At 42.0% G+C, this 19,326-nt stretch carries 21 protein-coding genes; 20 read left to right on the top strand and 1 reads right to left on the bottom strand.

The window, feature by feature from the left end; genetic code table 11:
- Nucleotides 1-76: 76 nt before the first annotated feature.
- The 18 genes from dnaJ to recO all read left to right on the top strand — a co-directional run bounded on the left by dnaJ (nt 77) and on the right by recO (nt 16,006).
- Complete coding sequence (gene dnaJ / locus RL70_RS01655) at nt 77-1,213, top strand: molecular chaperone DnaJ (RefSeq protein ID WP_039041705.1); 1,137 nt, start codon at nt 77-79, stop codon at nt 1,211-1,213.
- Nucleotides 1,214-1,228: 15 nt separating this feature from the next.
- Nucleotides 1,229-2,173 carry a 50S ribosomal protein L11 methyltransferase gene (gene prmA, locus RL70_RS01650; RefSeq protein WP_039041704.1) on the top strand — a complete coding sequence of 315 codons (945 nt, stop codon included), beginning with the start codon at nt 1,229-1,231 and terminating at the stop codon, nt 2,171-2,173.
- A gap of 1 nt (nt 2,174) precedes the next feature.
- The gene (locus tag RL70_RS01645; RefSeq protein ID WP_039041703.1) at nt 2,175-2,915 is read left to right on the top strand and encodes a 16S rRNA (uracil(1498)-N(3))-methyltransferase; all 741 of its coding nucleotides are present in this window, start codon (nt 2,175-2,177) and stop codon (nt 2,913-2,915) included.
- 16 nt (nt 2,916-2,931) lie between these two features.
- Nucleotides 2,932-4,275: a tRNA (N(6)-L-threonylcarbamoyladenosine(37)-C(2))-methylthiotransferase MtaB gene (gene mtaB, locus RL70_RS01640; RefSeq protein ID WP_039041702.1), complete on the top strand. Its 1,344-nt coding sequence runs from the start codon at nt 2,932-2,934 to the stop codon at nt 4,273-4,275.
- A 98-nt stretch (nt 4,276-4,373) separates the two neighbouring features.
- Nucleotides 4,374-5,042 carry a deoxyribose-phosphate aldolase gene (gene deoC / locus RL70_RS01635; RefSeq protein ID WP_039041701.1) on the top strand — a complete coding sequence of 223 codons (669 nt, stop codon included), beginning with the start codon at nt 4,374-4,376 and terminating at the stop codon, nt 5,040-5,042.
- 100 nt (nt 5,043-5,142) lie between these two features.
- A complete protein-coding gene (gene rpsU / locus RL70_RS01630; protein ID WP_025784794.1) occupies nt 5,143-5,316 on the top strand; it encodes a 30S ribosomal protein S21 in 174 nt (57 codons plus the stop codon).
- Between the two features lie 270 nt (nt 5,317-5,586).
- Entirely contained in the window at nt 5,587-6,930 is a 1,344-nt protein-coding gene (locus tag RL70_RS01625; protein WP_039041700.1) for a nodulation protein NfeD, read from the top strand.
- The gene (floA, locus tag RL70_RS01620; RefSeq protein ID WP_039041699.1) at nt 6,927-7,928 is read left to right on the top strand and encodes a flotillin-like protein FloA; all 1,002 of its coding nucleotides are present in this window, start codon (nt 6,927-6,929) and stop codon (nt 7,926-7,928) included. Before RL70_RS01625 ends, floA begins: the two co-directional genes overlap by 4 nt.
- Before the next feature lie 36 nt (nt 7,929-7,964).
- Complete coding sequence (locus RL70_RS01615; RefSeq protein WP_039041698.1) at nt 7,965-8,495, top strand: hypothetical protein; 531 nt, start codon at nt 7,965-7,967, stop codon at nt 8,493-8,495.
- Between the two features lie 57 nt (nt 8,496-8,552).
- Complete coding sequence (locus tag RL70_RS01610; protein WP_039041697.1) at nt 8,553-8,810, top strand: hypothetical protein; 258 nt, start codon at nt 8,553-8,555, stop codon at nt 8,808-8,810.
- The gene (locus RL70_RS01605; protein WP_039041696.1) at nt 8,800-9,894 is read left to right on the top strand and encodes a sporulation protein YqfD; all 1,095 of its coding nucleotides are present in this window, start codon (nt 8,800-8,802) and stop codon (nt 9,892-9,894) included. Before RL70_RS01610 ends, RL70_RS01605 begins: the two co-directional genes overlap by 11 nt.
- Nucleotides 9,895-10,851: a PhoH family protein gene (locus RL70_RS01600; RefSeq protein ID WP_039041695.1), complete on the top strand. Its 957-nt coding sequence runs from the start codon at nt 9,895-9,897 to the stop codon at nt 10,849-10,851. It begins immediately after the preceding gene.
- A gap of 54 nt (nt 10,852-10,905) precedes the next feature.
- Nucleotides 10,906-13,023 carry an HD family phosphohydrolase gene (locus tag RL70_RS01595; protein ID WP_039041694.1) on the top strand — a complete coding sequence of 706 codons (2,118 nt, stop codon included), beginning with the start codon at nt 10,906-10,908 and terminating at the stop codon, nt 13,021-13,023.
- 20 nt (nt 13,024-13,043) lie between these two features.
- Complete coding sequence (gene ybeY, locus RL70_RS01590; RefSeq protein ID WP_039041693.1) at nt 13,044-13,514, top strand: rRNA maturation RNase YbeY; 471 nt, start codon at nt 13,044-13,046, stop codon at nt 13,512-13,514.
- A gap of 40 nt (nt 13,515-13,554) precedes the next feature.
- A complete protein-coding gene (locus RL70_RS01585; RefSeq protein ID WP_052245731.1) occupies nt 13,555-13,869 on the top strand; it encodes a diacylglycerol kinase family protein in 315 nt (104 codons plus the stop codon).
- An 18-nt stretch (nt 13,870-13,887) separates the two neighbouring features.
- Nucleotides 13,888-14,295, top strand: coding sequence for a cytidine deaminase (locus tag RL70_RS01580; RefSeq protein WP_039041691.1), 408 nt, complete (start codon nt 13,888-13,890; stop codon nt 14,293-14,295).
- Complete coding sequence (gene era, locus RL70_RS01575; RefSeq protein ID WP_039041690.1) at nt 14,282-15,190, top strand: GTPase Era; 909 nt, start codon at nt 14,282-14,284, stop codon at nt 15,188-15,190. Before RL70_RS01580 ends, era begins: the two co-directional genes overlap by 14 nt.
- A gap of 30 nt (nt 15,191-15,220) precedes the next feature.
- Nucleotides 15,221-16,006 carry a DNA repair protein RecO gene (gene recO, locus RL70_RS01570; RefSeq protein ID WP_039041689.1) on the top strand — a complete coding sequence of 262 codons (786 nt, stop codon included), beginning with the start codon at nt 15,221-15,223 and terminating at the stop codon, nt 16,004-16,006.
- Nucleotides 16,007-16,034: 28 nt separating this feature from the next.
- Here the strand turns inward: recO and RL70_RS01565 are convergent, their stop codons facing one another.
- Nucleotides 16,035-17,414, bottom strand: coding sequence for a glycine--tRNA ligase (locus RL70_RS01565; protein ID WP_039041688.1), 1,380 nt, complete (start codon nt 17,412-17,414; stop codon nt 16,035-16,037).
- A gap of 324 nt (nt 17,415-17,738) precedes the next feature.
- Here RL70_RS01565 and RL70_RS01560 point away from each other — a divergent pair, with 324 nt between their 5' ends.
- Together RL70_RS01560 and RL70_RS01555 are read left to right on the top strand one after the other, a co-directional pair.
- Nucleotides 17,739-18,368, top strand: coding sequence for a helix-turn-helix transcriptional regulator (locus RL70_RS01560; protein WP_039041687.1), 630 nt, complete (start codon nt 17,739-17,741; stop codon nt 18,366-18,368).
- Between the two features lie 10 nt (nt 18,369-18,378).
- Nucleotides 18,379-19,221, top strand: a complete 843-nt coding sequence (locus tag RL70_RS01555; protein WP_039041686.1) for a pyruvate, water dikinase regulatory protein — start codon at nt 18,379-18,381, stop codon at nt 19,219-19,221.
- The last annotated feature ends 105 nt before the right edge of the window (nt 19,222-19,326 follow it).

Here is a 19,326-nt window from a genome sequence, read left to right as displayed (position 1 = left end):
TTTCGTTTGTTACCAAACTTACTCAAAAAGTGTTACAATGCACACAACGCTAAATGAGTTTCGGGAGTGTAGATGAATGAGCAAACGGGATTATTATGAAATACTTGGAGTGCCGAAAACGGCTACTAAAGAAGAAATACGGAAAGCTTATCGTAAACTTTCCAAAAAGTTCCACCCGGATTTGAACAAAGAAGAAGGGGCGGAAGATAAGTTCAAAGAAGTTACAGAGGCTTTTGAAGTCCTTAGTGATGAAAATAAGCGCGCTTCTTATGACCAGTATGGGCATGCAGATCCGAGCCAAGGTTTTGGCGGAGGCGGATTCAGCGGCTTTGGTGGCGGTGGAGATGGATTTGGATTTGATGACATTTTCAGTTCGTTCTTCGGTGGTGGCGGAGGACGTCGCCGCGACCCGAATGCACCACGTAAAGGAGACGATCTTCAATATACAATGACCGTCGACTTCATGGAGGCTGCTTTCGGTAAAGAAACGGAAATTGAAATACCTCGTGAAGAAGTCTGTAATACATGTGATGGAAGTGGTGCCAAAAAAGGGACATCTGCGAAAACATGTACAAATTGTGGCGGTACTGGTCAAATTTCAGTTACGCAAAACACGCCGCTTGGTCAAATGGTGAATCGAAAAGTATGTAACGTCTGTCAAGGTACAGGTAAGATCATTCCTGAGAAGTGTGAAACTTGTCATGGTAGCGGCAGAATCAAAAAACGTAAAAAAATCAAGATTACCATTCCTGCAGGTGTTGACGATGGGCAACAACTACGCGTGGCGGGTCAAGGTGAAGCGGGAGTAAATGGTGGGCCATCAGGGGACTTGTATATCGTGTTCCGGGTGCGACCACATGAGAAGTTCATTCGTGAAGCGGATGATATCATTTTGGAAGTTGCGCTTACATTCCCACAAGCTGCTCTTGGTGATGAGATAGAAGTGCCGACTATTCATGGGTCTGTGAATTTGAAAATCCCGGCTGGTACACAACCAGGAACTACATTCCGGTTACGTGGAAAAGGGATTCAAAATGTTCATGGACATGGAATCGGTGACCAGCATGTAATTGTGAAATTGCTGACACCTAAGAAAATGACGGAAAAACAAAGAGAACTGCTTCGGGAATTCGCTTCAATCGATGGGGATGCTCCGGGAGAATATTCAAGTTCACTGTTTGATAAAATCAAACGATCGATTAAAGGTGATTGAAGGGACTGAGCGTAGGTGAAATGGTCTGAAATAGCGATTCACACGACAAATGAGGCAACTGAGGCAGTTGCCAACATACTTCATGAGGCAGGAGCAAGTGGTGTAGTCATTGAAGATTCAGGAGAACCGGAACGTACTCATGAAGATCGTTTCGGCGAAATATATGACTTGGATCCACAAGACTTTCCCTCTGAAGGCGTTTTAGTGAAAGCCTATTTACCAGCAAGCAGTTTCTTAAAAGAAACGGTGCAGGAAATTAGCGAATCGATTGATAAACTGAAGCAATTCAATTTGGATACAGGTAAGAAAGCCATAACAACTACGGAAGTGGATGAAGAAGACTGGGCGACTGCTTGGAAAAAGTATTATCATCCGGTGAAGATTTCAGGACGTTTCACCATTGTTCCAACTTGGGAAACATATGTACCGGTGGAATCTGATGAGCTAATTATTGAGTTGGATCCAGGAATGGCATTCGGCACAGGTACTCATCCGACTACGGTCATGTGTTTACAAGCACTTGAAAAGTATGTGAAGCCTGAAGACTATGTTATCGATGTAGGAACAGGCTCGGGTGTTCTCGCAATTGGTGCAACCTTGTTGAATGCTAAACGAGTACTCGCTTTGGATTTGGATGAAGTTGCAGTTCGGTCAGCAAAAGAAAACATTGCGTTAAATAATTGTGACGAAAAAGTTGAAGTCGTGCACGGCAACCTTTTGGATTCTGTCAAAGAGCCAGCAGATTTAATCGTCGCCAATATTTTGGCTGAAGTGATTGTTACATTCTCGCAAGACGCATTTCAGCTATTAGCGGATAACGGGTTGTTCATCGTATCTGGTATCATAGGGGCTAAAAAAGACTTTGTAAAAGAAGATCTCATTCAAAAAGGATTCGAAATCGTTGAATCTGTTGTAATGGAAGATTGGGTCGCATTGGTTGCCCGCAAACGGGGGGAATAACGTGCAACGCTATTTTCTTGATCAGCCGTTTAAAGAAGACGGCATTGCAATGATAACTGGTGAAGACGAAAAGCATATTACTCGTGTGATGCGTATGCGCGAAGGTGAAGAAATCTGTTGTGTTTCAGAAGGCGTTGGCCACATTGCAACAATTCTTCGGTTTGATGAAGATGGTGTAACTGTACAGGATACAGGTAATACTTCTTCTATGAGTGAACTTCCTGTGCAAGTTACACTAGCGTGTGGCTTACCTAAAGGGGATAAGTTGGAGTTGATCGCCCAAAAAGGAACTGAACTAGGAATGACAGGAATCATCCCTTTTCAAGCAGAACGATCTATTGTAAAATGGGACGAAAAAAAGGGAGACAAAAAAACAGCAAGGCTTCGTAAAATTGCCAAGGAAGCCGCTGAACAATCTCATAGAACCGTCATTCCAGAGATTTCGGAGCCTCTCACTTTTAAAGAGATATTGAAGCAAGCAAAATCTTTCGATGTTTGTCTATTTGCGGATGAAGAAGAAGCAAAAGAAGGAACTTCAAAAAGAATTGCGGTCCGTCTCGAGAAGGTGTATCATGGACAAACAATACTGGTATTATTTGGTCCTGAAGGTGGTCTCTCAAGATCCGAAGCAGAAATATTAAGGGTTGCTGGGTTCTTACCTATATCGCTTGGGCCACGTATTCTCCGCACAGAAACTGCGCCATTATACGTATTATCCGCCATGTCTTACGAATTTGAATGAAAGAGGTGAGCAGCTGATGTCATTGGTTGCCTTCCATACATTGGGCTGTAAAGTGAATCACTATGAAACTGAAGCAATCTGGCAGCTTTTTAAAGATGCTGGCTATGAACGGACTGACTTTGAAAAAAACTCTGACGTTTATGTCATTAATACATGTACAGTTACCAATACAGGAGACAAAAAAAGTCGACAAGTCATTCGGCGCGCAGTTCGTCAAAATCCAGATGCAGTCATTTGTGTAACAGGTTGTTATGCACAAACTTCACCTGCAGAAATTATGGCGATCCCTGGCGTGGATATCGTAGTCGGTACGCAAGATCGTACAAAATTGCTTGGGTTAATCGAAGAATATCGTGAAGAACGTCAACCAATCAATGCTGTCCGTAACATCATGAAAAATAGGGTCTACGAAGAACTGGATGTACCTGCTTTCACTGACCGTACACGTGCATCGTTGAAAATCCAAGAAGGGTGTAACAACTTCTGCACATTCTGTATTATTCCATGGGCTCGTGGTCTTATGCGTTCACGTGATCCTGAAGAAGTTGTTCGCCAAGCCCAGCAGTTAGTCGATGCTGGATATTTGGAAATCGTATTAACAGGTATCCATACAGGTGGCTATGGTGAGGATTTGAAAGACTATAATCTCGCTAAGTTGCTTATCGATCTCGAAACAAAAGTCAAAGGAATCAAAAGACTTCGTATTAGTTCGATTGAGGCAAGTCAGCTGACGGATGAAGTGATTGAGGTTTTAAATAACTCGTCAATTATCGTTCGCCATTTGCACATACCAATCCAATCTGGTTCTAATACCGTTCTAAAGAGAATGCGACGTAAATATACGATGGAGTTCTTTGCAGAGCGTCTGGATCGTCTTCGTGAGGCATTGCCTCATCTAGCGATCACATCAGATGTGATTGTAGGATTCCCAGGTGAAACGGAAGAAGAGTTTATGGAGACATATAATTTCATCCGTGATCATCGATTCTCGGAATTGCATGTATTCCCATACTCAAAACGTACAGGGACACCTGCAGCCCGCATGGAAGACCAAGTGGATGAAGACGTGAAAAATGATCGCGTTCATCGTCTGATCGAACTGAATGATCAGCTTGCAAAGCAGTATGCAGCCGAGTTTGAAGGGGACGTTCTTGAAGTCATCCCAGAAGAGAAGTTCAAAGAAGATCCGGAAAGTGATCTGTATGTAGGCTATACGGACAATTACTTAAAAGTGGTGTTCCCTGCTAACGAAGCAATGGTCGGTAAAATTGTTCGTGTGAAATTATTAAAGGCAGGATATCCTTACAATGAAGGACAATTCGTTAGAGTAATGGAAGAAGAACAAGAATTAGTCCATTAATGGAAACCGCTGGGCATTGTGCCTAGTGGTTTCTTTTCTATTTGGATTGATTCTGATATGATGGAAGAGGTACGTACATCCTCTAGGAGGTCATAACTATGAATTCAATAGCAAAAATGATCGATCACACATTATTAAAAGCAGATGCTACAAAAGAACAGGTTATAGAACTTTGTAATGAAGCGAAGCAATACGAATTTGCTTCTGTATGTTTAAACCCAACATGGGTAAAGACTGCTGCTGAATTACTTAAGGGAACCTCGGTAAAAACTTGCACTGTTATCGGTTTTCCGCTCGGTGCAACAACATCAGAGGTTAAAGCATTTGAAACGAAAAATGCGATTGAAAACGGCGCAAGTGAAATTGATATGGTCATTAACATTGGCGCTTTAAAAAGTGGAGATACGAAAGCAGTTCAACAAGACATCGAAGCTGTTGTGAACGCGGCAGCAGGAAAAGCCATCGTAAAAGTGATTATTGAGACGTCGTTGCTTACAGATGAAGAAAAGCGTACAGCTTGTGAATTATCAGTTCTTGCGAAAGTGGATTTTGTAAAAACCTCCACAGGATTTTCAACTGGCGGAGCAACAGTTGAAGACGTTAAATTGATGCGTAGCACGGTAGGTCCAGAAATGGGCGTCAAAGCTTCTGGTGGAGTTCGTAGTTTAGAAGATTTGACAGCTATGAAAGAAGCAGGTGCAACACGCATTGGTGCAAGCTCCGGTGTTGCGATCATGAATGGTCTTCAGTCAAAATCCGACTATTAATTTCATCTTTTATATTGACCGTTAGAAAATAATACGTTATAATTTTCAAGTACATAGCAGTATGCTATGTTCGAAGTGTGTTCGGAGGGAGGGACAAGAGATGACTAAAACAACTGTTCGTAAGAACGAATCACTTGAAGATGCTCTTCGCCGCTTCAAACGTACTGTATCAAAGAGTGGTACGATACAAGACGTAAGAAAGCATGAGTTTTATGAGAAGCCAAGTGTTAAGCGTAAAAAGAAATCTGAAGCTGCTCGTAAACGCAAATTCTGATTAACTCCTATATTGTTTGCTTAAAGCAACGTTAACCCAGTAAAATGCGCGTAAGCCAGAAAATCCTATGGATTTTCTGGCTTATTTTTTTAGCTTCACAAATTAAGTTCATTTCTTGATAGGAGTCCAAAGAGCTCATAGAACCTTAAGAACTCACAATCGCAGAAATATTTTTCACAAGAAACTTTCCGTATAGTGAAACTTACGTGTGTTTCGTCCGTATAATAGGTATACTTGAAGAGCAAACAACTTAGAAAGTAGGTGGGGTTTTTGCAGAAGCTCATTAGAGGATTTCTGCTTTTGACACTTATTGTTTCAGCCGTTGCACTTCCATTTTCGACTACGTCTCTAGCGAAAACTGGAACCGTTTACAAAGTTCCTATTCATGATGAAGTAGAGAAGGGATTGTATGCGTTTTTAAAACGTTCTTTCAATGAGGCTGAAGAAGCAGGTGCAGATGTAATTGTGCTTGATATCAATACACCAGGAGGCTTTACAGATACTGCAGGTGAAATCGCGAAGCTAATGGATGAGACTGAACCTAAAATTGTTGCATACATCAACAAACGGGCTTTATCAGCAGGGGCTTTTCTTGCCCTCCATGCAGACGAAATTTATATGGCACCAGGTTCTACAATGGGTGCTTCTGCAGTGATTGACGGTTCTGGTAATGCGGCAGATAAGAAAGCCCGCAGTGCATGGTCAGCTGCCATGAAAAATGCGGCTGAGTCACAAAAACGTGATCCTAAATTTGCACTGGCTATGGCAAATCCTGAGGAAGATCTCCCGGAATTCCGCGCGGGTAAAGGTGAGTTGTTAACATTGACTGACCGTGAAGCTGCATTACCGGATGTCCGATACAGTGAAGGAACAGTCGCTAATTATGATGAGTTGTTGGCGGAAATCGGCATGAAAGATGTAACAACTATCTCTACGGATCCGACATTTAGTGAAAAGATTGCACGATTCATTACCAATCCTGTAGTTGTTCCAATATTACTTTCAATAGCAGGTCTTGGGTTAATTGTAGAATTGTACTCCCCAGGATTTGGTGTAGCGGGTACAATGGGAGTTTCAGCTCTATTACTCTTTTTCTACGGACATTTGATAGCCGGTTTAGCGGGCTATGAAGCGATTCTCTTGTTCCTCCTTGGTGCGGGATTGATTGTTGCGGAGTTGTTCTTGCCCCATGGGATTGCAGGAATAGCGGGTGCAGTCGCTGTCACCGGTAGTATTATAATGGCAGGTGCGAATCCTGCATATATGGCGATTTCTGTGCTCATTGCACTAATAATTGCTACAACGGGGATGGTGGTTATTATGAAATTCTTTGGAAAGAAACTGCATTTGTTGAACAGAATGATTCTTATGGACGCAACGGATACGGAAAGCGGATATGTTTCAAATGTAAACCGTATTGATTGGCTTGGTAAGACAGCAATCACTCTAACACCGTTACGTCCATCAGGAGCAATCGTGTTAGACGGAGAACGAATCGATGTCGTTTCAGAAGGAAACTACATTGATAAAGGAAAGCGTGTTAAGATAGTGAAAGTTGAAGGATCTCGGACAGTTGTCAGGGAACTTCAAGAAATGGAGGGGAATGAAGGATGATCAGTGGTAGTCTAATTGGGATCGTAGTAATCGCCGTCGTTGCGATTATCGTGTTGTCTGTGTTCTTTACGTTCGTACCCGTTGCATTGTGGATTTCCGCAATATCAGCAGGAGTCAGAGTAAGCATCTTTACATTAGTGGGAATGCGTCTTAGAAGAGTAATTCCAAGCCGTGTTGTAAACCCACTCATTAAAGCACACAAAGCAGGAGTGGACGTTTCGATTAATCAGCTAGAGAGTCATTACCTTGCTGGTGGTAACGTTGACCGCGTTGTAAACGCACTAATTGCAGCTCAACGTGCAAATATTGAACTGACATTCGAACGTGCTGCAGCAATTGACCTTGCAGGTCGTGACGTGTTGCAAGCCGTACAAATGTCTGTAAACCCTAAAGTTATTGAAACACCATTCATCGCGGGTGTTGCGATGAACGGTATCGAAGTGAAAGCGAAAGCGCGTATTACAGTTCGGGCTAACATCGACCGTCTCGTCGGTGGTGCTGGTGAAGAGACAATTGTTGCTCGTGTTGGTGAAGGTATTGTTAGTACAATCGGTTCTTCAATTGACCACGCAAAAGTATTGGAAAATCCGGATTTGATTTCTCAAACAGTCCTTACAAAAGGATTGGATTCTGGAACAGCATTTGAAATCCTATCTATTGATATCGCTGACGTTGATATCGGTAAGAACATTGGTGCAGAACTTCAAACTGAGCAAGCTCAAGCAGATAAGAATATTGCACAGGCAAAAGCTGAAGAGCGTCGTGCAATGGCTGTTGCTAGCGAACAAGAAATGAGTGCCAAAGTTGTTGAAATGCGCTCTAAGGTTGTAGAAGCAGAAGCAGAAGTACCACTTGCTATGGCTGAAGCACTTCGTAGCGGCAATATTGGTGTGATGGATTACATGAACTATAAGAATCTTCAAGCAGATACAGGTATGAGAGATTCCATCGGGAAAATAAGCGGTTCTGGCGATCAGGACAATAAGCCGAAGAACTAATGATAAACCGCAACTTCCCGGAAAGGGGATGTGCTGATGGAACAAATTATAATTCTGATTGCGATTGGACTTATCAGTACGTTATTCGGTAAGAAGAATAAGAGCGACGATCAAAGTCAGAAGCAAGGGACACCTCAGAAAACTGAGATGCCTAAAAAGCAACCAGTGACAGAGAGACAGTCGATGCCACAACGAGCTCAACAGACTCAGACACGACAGTCATCAACCTCTGAACAGATGGATCCTTTTAAAAGATTAAAAGAGCTAACAGGTGAAATTTATAAGGAAATCCAACAAGATCAGCGGAAAACGGTCGCAGAACAACCCGTTCCGATTGAACCTGTTTTAATTCCTGAAGCACCTATGAGAAAGCCTGTAAGCCCAAAATCAGGTCGACCAGAAAGACAAACAAGTTCTCGATCTTCAGGTAGACTCTCGACGCATAATCCAGACCAACAGCGGTTTGTGAAGAGTGAATCCCTTAATGTGGATGTTACGAGTAAACAAGATATACTGAGAGGGATCGTGTTTTCAGAAATTCTGGGGCCACCTAAATCTAAACAATAAACCAATACGCATTGACCCCCTGTACCGAGCATAAGAATGGTATAGGGGGTCAATGCGTTGAGAAAACTATTTGAAATGGGATCTTTAATTTCACTGGAAGATTTAACTTCACTCAAAGTACTTGGTGGGTATGAGCTAGTGATCATTTCCGAAGGGTATGCGAAATTACGTAAGGAAGGCTATATCATCCATATTAAAGGCACTGATATTCATTTTGACATGTTAATGGAAAAATCAGCGTTACTCTCCTTCACAGAGTTACACGAACTTCGGATTACGAAAGACGCGAAGGAAGGAGAGGTGTATGAAGCGTAAGCTATTTGACGTAGAATTGAAAGGCGAAGGAAAACCCGCCCATCTAGTGAACGAGATGATTCGGAATAAGAAACGTGTTTCGAGACTTGAACACATAGATGGTGCTATTTGGTTTCGTACAGACTCAAGTGGTTTAAAGTACATCCGTACAAATAGGCGACGATTTAAATTGAAAGTCCATGTTGAGCGCTTAGGTGATGGAACCCCGATTAATCGATTATTCCATTCGTGGGTCGCTTTACTGCTCTGCATTATCCCGTTTCTTGCTTCGCTGTTTCTGTGGCAAGTAAACGTTGATGCGGAGCATCCTGAAATTGCTGAACGAATAGAACAAACTTTGCAAAAGTCAGCAGTCGTTCCAATGAAGTTGTTGCGTCAGCTACCAGATGAGACAACGATCCGGAGCCAAATTATGACTGATGAGCCGGACTTATCATGGGTGCGCTTCGAAAAAAAGGGTGCAACACTTACTGTGATTCCGATGATTTCACCAAAAACCTCAAGCAAGGTTGAAAAAACAGGGAAACCGGGTGAGTTAGCAGCACGCACTGGAGGAGTCATTACAGGCTTTCAGCTAAAAAGTGGAGAAAGGGTCGCTCGACTTAACCAAACCGTTAAAAAAGGGGATCTGCTGGCGACAGGCGTATTAGAACAAGGTGATAAGGTGGCAGTAGTAGGAGCAGAAGGTGCTGTTTTTGCGGACTATTGGCTAGAGTACAAATTCTCATTACCGAAAACGATTCAATATCGCGCTGCTGGGGAAAAAAGTGTGTCTATAGAATGGCACTTACCATGGCTGAAACAACAATCTGCAAATCGTCCATTTTGGAAGATTGTAGAGTGGAATGAAGAAGTGGATAATACCGTAAAAACTATTACTTTAGAAAAAGGAATGGAGAAAAATTTTTTAGTCCCATTATTAAAACATAAATTACTATCTGAAACCTCATTTGAAAAGGATATAAAGGATGAAAATATTTTACAGGTGACGTTTGGTAGTGATAAAGTAACAGGGACTATACTTTTTTTGATCAACGAAAATATTGCGGTAAAAAGACCATTATCCCAAGGGGGAGACGATTGATTGAGTGAACAACAACTTCAACTACATCTAGAAGATCCAAACGAAGCGATCATGTTACTTGGAATTTCCGACCAGAACATTAAGCTGATTGAAGAAAATCTATCCGTTGCTGTACTGTCACGAGGTGAAACGATTTCTCTCAAAGGGTCGGAAGAGAATACAGATGCAGCGAAACAACTCTTAGAACAATTGTTGAAAGTGATTCGCAAAGGAATCCAAATAAACCAAAGAGATGTTGCAACTGCTATTGAAATGGTGAATAATGGTACTATTGAATACTTTGCCGAACTGTATGATGTGGAAATCGCTCGGAACAGTAAAGGGAAAGTGATTCGTGCTAAAACAATCGGACAACGGGAATATGTTCAAGCAATCCGACAGAACGACCTAACATTTTGTATTGGACCTGCTGGAACTGGGAAAACGTATTTGGCCGTTGTACTTGCCGTGCATGCCATGAAAACCGGTTCTGCAAAACGAATTATTTTAACGCGACCGGCTGTGGAAGCTGGAGAAAGTTTAGGCTTTTTGCCTGGTGATTTAAAAGACAAAGTCGATCCCTATTTGCGTCCACTTTACGACGCACTACATGATATGTTAGGCGCTGAACATACGGAACGTCTAATAGAACGAGGAACCATTGAAATTGCTCCTCTTGCTTATATGAGAGGACGTACACTGGATGATGCGTTTGTTATTCTTGATGAAGCGCAAAATACGACGCACGCTCAAATGAAAATGTTCTTAACTCGATTGGGCTTCGGTTCTAAAATGGTCATTACGGGAGACAAGACACAGATAGATTTACCCAAGGGTTCAAAGTCGGGCCTCATTGCGGCGGAGTCTATTTTGTCAAAAGTTCGAGAGATCCACTTCCAATATTTAGAGCCAGCTGACGTGGTCCGACATCCTATTGTTGCAAAAATTATCGATGCATACGAAGAAGAGCAGTCCTAACCGGGCTGCTCCTTACATACTTTTTGTATTTCAGACTGAAAGGGGATTCAAGGGATGCTAAAGCCGTTGATCCAACTTATCAAGTCCTTAAAGTTTCATGTAACTGCCTGGTTGGTTATTGGATTGTCTGCAGTCGTTTTATTTTTTTTCATTTATGATGATGTGAAGCAAGAGACTTACGAGTTAACACCATTTCAAATTGCTCCAAGTACGCTCCGATCTTTAAAAACGGTAGAGGATACTGTGAAAACAGAGGAAGAGCGTGATCGTGTTGCAGAAGAACAACCACCTGTATATCAGTTCAATGAAGAGATTTCTACCAATCGACAGTCAATCGCTTCCTCATTGTTCGACTATATTCTTGAAGTGAAAAAAAGTACATTAAGTGAAGAAGAGACGATTTCGGCAACTTCGCTGAAATCGGCAATTCGTGAAATGAATAATAAGTTAAAAGAATTAAAAGAGACTGAACCAGACATTTACTTGAGTGAAACCGTTTTAACAGGACTACTCACTGAAAATGAAGCAGTATTACTAGAGATGCGCTCTGAACTCATTAAAATTGTGGCATCTGAACTATCGAAACCGATTAAGGCAAAAGATGTAACGGTTGCTCAATATGATGCTGAGCGTAAACTCAGAACTTCTTCAAAAATTCCTGATGGACAAGTTCAAACGATGATTCAGCTAGTACGACCGTTAATTGTCCCTACAGAAACTGTCAACGAAGATTTGACAGAGGAACGATTGAAACAGGCTCGAGATAGTATAGAACCAACCAGAATCCTACAAGGGCAAGTGATTGTAAGGGAAGGTCAAGTGATTGATAAGGAAATTTACCGACAGCTTGAAGTAACGGGATTGCTGACAAACCAAACATCTATCAAACCGATACTTGCACTAATTTGTTTGATTGTCCTTTTGTCGGGTCTTGTCTATGTTCATTTCATGTCAAGAAAAGAAGATAAACAAGTCTTAAAGAAAGCACTACTTATCTTTTACTCGATTTTCTTTTTAGTTGTTGTAATGATGAAGTTTACAGGTGTATTGGAAAAAGAGTTCGATGTCCAAGTCTCATTTCTTTTTCCTGCTGCATTAGCACCTTTGCTAGTGAAAATTCTTACGAATGAACGATTAGCCATACTCTCTGTCGTAATGATTGCTGCAACAAGTGGCCTCATGTTACAAGAAGGCGTTACGTCGATAATGCAAATGGAAGTAGTATTGTATTTCCTACTAGGCGGTGTAACGGCGCTACTTGTCCTTGGTGAAAGTGGAAGACGTCTTACGATTATGAGAACAAGCTTGGCGGTCGCCATTGCAAATTTGTTGTACGTTGCGTTTTATCTACTTATGACACAATCTACCTATACGCTTTCGGAAATACTTTTTTATGCGATAGCTGCAATCAGCTCAGCTATTCTCTCTGCGGCGCTCACGATTGGCTTGTTGCCGTTCTTTGAATCGATATTTGGGATCGTCTCTGATTTACGTCTAGTTGAGTTATCCAATCCAAACCATCCACTATTGAAAAAGGTATTGACAGAAACACCAGGAACGTATCATCACAGTGTGATGGTCGCCAATTTAGCCGACGCGGCTTGTGAGGCGATTGGAGCGAATGGATTACTAGCTCGAGTGGGCAGTTACTATCATGATATTGGAAAGACAGTAAGACCTTTGTATTTTATCGAAAATCAGCATGGTGTGAATCCCCATGATCAGCTAACACCTGAAGAAAGTCGCGATATTATTATTGCTCATGCGGGAGATGGCGCAGATCTACTTGCTGCAAAGAAGATGCCTCAACAAATTATAGATATCGCACGTCAACACCACGGAACCAGTTTCTTGAAGTACTTTTATTTTAAAGCGAAGGAACAAGGGAAAGATGTAGTAGAGGACGATTTTAGATACCACGGACCAAAACCGCAAACGAAAGAAATTGCAGTCATTTCAATTGCAGATAGTTGTGAAGCGGCCGTTCGTTCAATGAAAGAACCGACTCCTGAAAAAATCTCGGGTTTGGTTAAATCGATAGTGAAGGACAAACTTAACGATGGCCAATTCGATGAATGTGAGTTGTCCTTGAAAGAAATCCGTACTGTGGAACAAGTGATTTGTGAAACGTTGAACGGTATTTTTCATAGCCGGATTGAATACCCGAAATAAGGAAACTGAGGAGGGAGTATATGTTGGAAATCGATTTTATTGATGAAATAAATGGTGATGGGCAAATTGCAGAAAAACTTATTCAGAAGCTCCTTTCTTTTGCTGCTGATGCAGAAGGCCTTGAAGATGGAACTGAACTGTCGGTCACTTTTTTAGATGATAGCTCCATAAAACAGATCAACCGAGATTACCGAGGGAAAGATCAGCCAACAGACGTCATCTCATTTGCTCTTGAAGAAGAGGGTGAAGGAGAAGCGGCTATCATCGGTGCAGATGATATGCCACGTCATTTGGGCGACTTGCTAATATCGGTAGAAACCGCTCAACGCCAAGCCAAAGACTATGGGCATAGTGTGGAGAGAGAACTTGGATTCCTCGCATTGCATGGCTTTTTGCACTTGCTCGGATATGATCACATGACGGAAACTGATGAAAAGAAAATGTTCGGTCGACAAGATGAAATCTTAAAGTCGTACGGACTCGAGAGATAAAACTGTGAAAACATTTTTCAAAGCATTCTCCTACGCTTGGATGGGTATTATGCATGGAGCAACAAGGGAACGGAACGTAAAGTTTCATCTAGTGGCAGCAATTGTTGTGATAGTTGTAGGAGGGTTGACTGGATTAAGTCAATTTGAATGGATAATTATTACCGCTGTTATTGCACTGATGATTGCATTAGAATTAATGAATGCTGCAGTTGAGCGTGTGGTAGACTTAGTTACGCAAGAAAGGCATCCTTTAGCGAAACAAGCAAAAGACCTCGCAGCCGGGGCTGTGCTTGTTTTTTCTATCGCCAGTGCGATAATTGGGTTGCTGATCTTTTTGCCGAAATGGCTGATGTAAACGAATGGAGTGGAATTTTTGGACAAACAACAACTCATGGAGCATGCAAAACATGCAATGCAAAATGCATATGTACCCTATTCTAAATTTCCTGTAGGTGCTGCCTTACTTACAGAAGACGGGACCATATTTGAAGGGTGTAATATTGAAAACTCAGCTTATAGTATGACAAATTGTGCAGAACGCACTGCTTTTTTTAAAGCGATATCAGAAGGCAATCGCTCTTTCGTAGCGCTAGCTGTGACAGGGGATACAGACGGACCAATCTCACCGTGTGGCGCATGCCGACAAGTGATTTCTGAATTTTGTTCTGTAGACATGCCTGTCTATTTAACGAATCTTAAAGGTGATGTTCTGGACACAACAGTTGGAGAACTGATACCTGGTGCGTTTCGTAAGGAGGACCTCGAATATGGCGCAAAGTGAATTTAAATCAGGATTTGTTTCTATAATTGGAAGACCTAACGTTGGAAAATCAACATTTTTGAATCGTGTCGTCGGTCAAAAGATTGCCATTATGAGCGATAAGCCTCAAACAACCCGTAATAAGGTTCAAGGGGTCGTCACGGGCGATAGTTCACAGATTGTATTCATTGATACACCAGGGATCCATAAGCCAAAGCACAAGCTAGGTGATTTTATGGTGAAGTCTGCCAAGAATACATTAAAAGAAGTAGATGTGATCATGTTTATGGTGAATGCCAACGAGAAAATCGGACCTGGAGATCGCTTTGTTATTGAAATGCTTAAGAACTCAGATACGCCAGTGTTCTTGGTCATCAACAAAATCGACCTCGTTCATCCTGATGACTTGCTCGGAATCATTACATCTTATGTAGATGAATATGACTTCGCAGAAATTGTTCCGTTATCAGCATTAAACGGCAATAATGTTGATCGCTTAATGGAGACAATCAACAAGTATCTTCCGGAAGGCCCGAAATATTATCCGGACGACCAAGTAACCGATCATCCGGAACGCTTCATTATTTCAGAGTTGATTCGTGAGAAAGTACTTCACTTGACACGCGAAGAAGTTCCGCATTCGATAGCAGTTGTTATTGAGAAAATTGCGCGTGATGAAGACAAAAATATTGTCAATGTTATGGCGACAATTATTGTTGATCGGGATTCACAAAAAGGAATTGTTATTGGTAAGCAAGGAGCCTTGTTGAAGCAAATTGGTACAAAAGCACGACGCGATATCGAAATGTTATTAGGCTCTAAGGTATTCCTTGAATTGTGGGTGAAAGTACAAAAAGATTGGCGCAACAAACCAGGACAGCTGAAAGAATTTGGCTTCCGCGACGACGAGTATTGATCGTCCCGCACACTAGTGGAGGCGAACGTCATGATGAACAAATGGGAAGGTATTGTACTACGGACGATGCCTTACGGTGAGACCAACAAGATTGTAACGATTTTAACGAAGGAAGCAGGGAAGATGACAGCAATGGCCAGGGGAGCAAAAAAACCAGCCAGTCGGTTGTCTTCCATTTCTCAAGTCTTCGTCTATGGATCCTTTTTATTGCGTACAGGAAAAGGGATGGGTTCTCTTGAACAAGGGGAGCCCATAGATTCCATGCGTCATATACGTGAAGATTTGGAAGCCACTTCGTATGCCAGCTATATTGTAGAATTGGTAGACAGACTTACTGATGATGGTGAACGATCCACAGGCGTCTTTAATCTATTATACGAAGCATTGCATGCAATTAACGAAGGATATGATCCTGAAGCCATAGCGCTGTTCGTTGAGTGGAAGATGCTTCCCGTAGCAGGTATTCACCCTGTGTTGCATCATTGTGCGTCATGCGGTTCTGTTGAAGGGGAATTTGCATTTTCGTTCCAGGAAATAGGGTTTTTGTGCCATCGCTGCTTCCATACGGATCCATATATCGTAAGAATCACTCCTGCTCAACTGAAACTCATCCGTACATTTGCAACAGTACCGATTACACAAGTAGGTTCTCTTACATTAAAAAAATCGACCAAGCAATTCATGAAAAAGCTGGTTCGTCAAATTTATGATGAACAAGTAGGACTGAGATTGAAATCAAGGTCTTTTCTGGATCAGCTCGATCGGACACCTAACCTATTACCAACAAAAGAAAAACCGGCAGAGTCAGATGAATAATCTGACTCTGCCGGTTTTTAGTTTTTGGTTAAAATGCAATACGTTCTTCGATATAAGCTTTTAGCTCTTCAATCGGCAAGCGAACTTGTTCCATTGAGTCGCGGTGACGTACTGTTACTTGACGATCTTCTTCAGAATCGAAATCGTACGTAATGCAGAATGGAGTACCAATTTCATCTTGTCGACGGTAACGCTTACCGATGGACTGTGAGTCGTCATACTGTACAGGGAAGTGCTTGCAAAGCTCTGCATACACATCTCCAGCGCCTTCAGCCAACTTCTTGGATAACGGCAACACAGCTGCTTTAACAGGTGCTAAAGCTGGGTGGAACCGCATGACTGTACGTTTGTCATCGCCTTCAAGTACCTCTTCGTCAAACGCATCGCATAAGAATGCAAGAGTGACACGGTCAGCACCGACAGATGGTTCGATACAGAACGGAACAAACTTTTCGTTTGTAACAGGATCTTGGTAATGGAAGTCTTCATTGGAATACTCCATATGACGCTTCAAGTCGAAGTCTGTACGGTTAGCGATGCCCCATAGTTCACCCCAACCGAACGGGAATTTGAACTCGATATCGACTGTTCCTTTTGAGTAGTGGGATAGTTCGTCTTCATTGTGCTCACGAAGGCGCATATTCTCTTCAGTTAGGCCGAGGTCAAGTAACCAGTTCTTCGAAGCATCACGCCAGAAAGCATACCACTCTTCGTCCTCACCTGGTTTACAGAAGAATTCGAGTTCCATCTGTTCGAATTCACGTGTGCGGAATGTGAAGTTACCTGGAGTAATCTCATTACGGAAACTTTTACCGATTTGCGCGATACCGAATGGGAGTTTCTTACGCATAGAGCGCTGCACGTTCTTGAAATTCACAAAAATCCCTTGAGCCGTTTCAGGACGTAAGAAGATTTCGTTTGCAGACGAATCAGTAACCCCTTGAGTCGTTTTGAACATCAAGTTGAACTGGCGGATATCCGTATAGTCCAATGCAGAGCAAGACGGACAGACGATATTATGCTCGATGATCAAGTCCTTCATCTTCTCAAATGGCATTCCGTCAACAACAATTTCCATACCTTTAGCATCAAGTGCATCTTCAATCAGTTTGTCTGCACGATGACGTGTTTTACACTTTTTACAGTCAATCATAGGATCATTAAAGTTCCCGATATGGCCTGACGCTTCCCAAACTTTCGGGTTCATCAAGATTGCAGCATCGAGTCCTACGTTATGTGGAGATTCTTGAACGAATTTTTTCCACCATGCACGTTTGATATTGTTCTTCAGTTCAATACCAAGTGGACCGTAGTCCCATGTATTCGCTAGTCCTCCATAAATTTCAGATCCAGGAAATACGAATCCACGCTGTTTTGAAACGTTCACAATTTGTTCCATTGTATACATAATAATCCCTCCAATTAAAATAAGCACCCATCCTCGGACATATGTCCGAGGACGGGTGCGTAATGCCCCGCGGTTCCACCTCGATTGACTGCGCAACTAAACAGTCCTCTTTAAGCTTACTATGGCTCCAGGTTGCCTTTTCATGTCAAGTACGGGCTCTCACTATCCCCGTTCGCTTTTTGCTGACAGTACTTATTGACCTTTCTTCGCCTATTCAAATGTTGAGTTTAGTTTAGCACGGTTCATGATTCTTCGCAATAGAACTGGATTTGTTATATACTAAAGTAAGATTTGTTTAATTGAACGCTTAGGACGGTGACATAGATGGAACTCAATAAGCGCCAGACGGAGATCCTCGAGATCGTCAAGGCGGACGGACCGATTACCGGAGAACATATTGCCGAGCGGTTAAACTTAACAAGAGCTACCATACGACCTGATTTAGCCATCCTTACAATGGCAGGCTATTTAGACGCGCGCCCTCGTGTTGGTTATTTCTACTCGGGTAAAAAGCAAGTGCATTCCGTGGGAGATGAAATGATTGGCATGAAAGTTGGTGACTTTCAATCTACTCCAGCTGTTGTACCAGAACACAGTTCAGTTTATGACGCAATTTGCCAGATGTTTTTACAAGATGTAGGTACATTGTTTGTTGTAGATGAAGAAGCCTGTTTAACAGGAGTCCTTTCACGAAAAGACTTATTGCGGACAAGTATAGGGAATACGGAGCTTGAAAAAATACCCGTACACGTCATTATGACCCGAATGCCGAATGTTATATACTGTCACAAGAAAGACACACTTTTATCTGCTGCTCGAAAAATGATGGATAAGCAAATAGATTCGTTACCTGTAATAGGGACAGCAAAAGAAGGTCTAGAAGTGGTTGGAAGAATTACAAAAACAAATATAACTGCAGCGTTTTTAACACTTGCACAAGATCATGAGCTATGAGGTGAGTCCTATGAAAAAACTCAAGTTTTTTATCGTTTCAGATTCAGTTGGTGAAACTGCGGAACTTGTGGCGAAAGCGGCAGCGAGTCAGTTCCGCCAAGATTTGGATACGGTTTCGATGAAACGATTTTCCCATATTGAAGAAAAAAGTCAGCTTGAAGAAATTGCCTGGCTTGCTGAACAACAAAAAGCTGTCATCGTCTATACATTAGTTCGTAGTGATATGAGAGAATCGCTGACAGAGTGTTGTCGGGAGCGTGAAGTACAGTGTTTAGATTTATTAGGTCCCATTATGAAGTCTCTTGAACAAGTTTTAGATGAAAAGCCAACTGAAGAACCAGGACTTGTCCGACAGTTGGATGAAGACTACTTCCGAAAGATTGAAGCCATAGAATTTGCTGTGAAATATGACGATGGACGTGACCCACGTGGAGTATTAAATGCAGACATTGTACTCGTGGGAATTTCCAGGACTTCTAAGACTCCTCTTTCTCAATATTTAGCTCATCAGCGCTTTAAAGTCGCTAATGTTCCACTCGTTCCCGAGGTCGAGCCCCCGGCAGAACTTTATGAAATCGATCCTGATAAGTGTTTTGGGCTTGTCATTTCTCCTGAGATTCTCAATTCGATTCGTAAGGAACGTTTAATTGCATTAGGGCTAAAAGATGATGCGAATTATGCAAAAATCGATAGAATCGAACAAGAAATCGCTCACTTCAATAAAGTTGTTAGTAAAATCGGATGTACGGTAATTGATGTCTCAAATCGAGCAGTGGAAGAGACAGCAAATGTAATTTTATCGCATATGAATAGCCGGAAATTTGAGCAAATTCGGAAGGACCTCCATCGATAAGGCGGGTCCCTCTTTTTTCGTTCACATCTCCTTTTAGAACTATAACTAGTATTCACAGATATATTCCTGTAAAATAGCAGTTTCGGGGAAAAATAAAAAATTTGT

It is taken from the genome of Sporosarcina sp. ZBG7A (genome assembly GCF_000813425.1).
Taxonomy (GTDB): Bacteria; Bacillota; Bacilli; order Bacillales_A; family Planococcaceae; genus Sporosarcina.
Note: the sequence above shows the minus strand (reverse complement) of the source record. Positions and strands in the feature narration are given on the sequence as shown.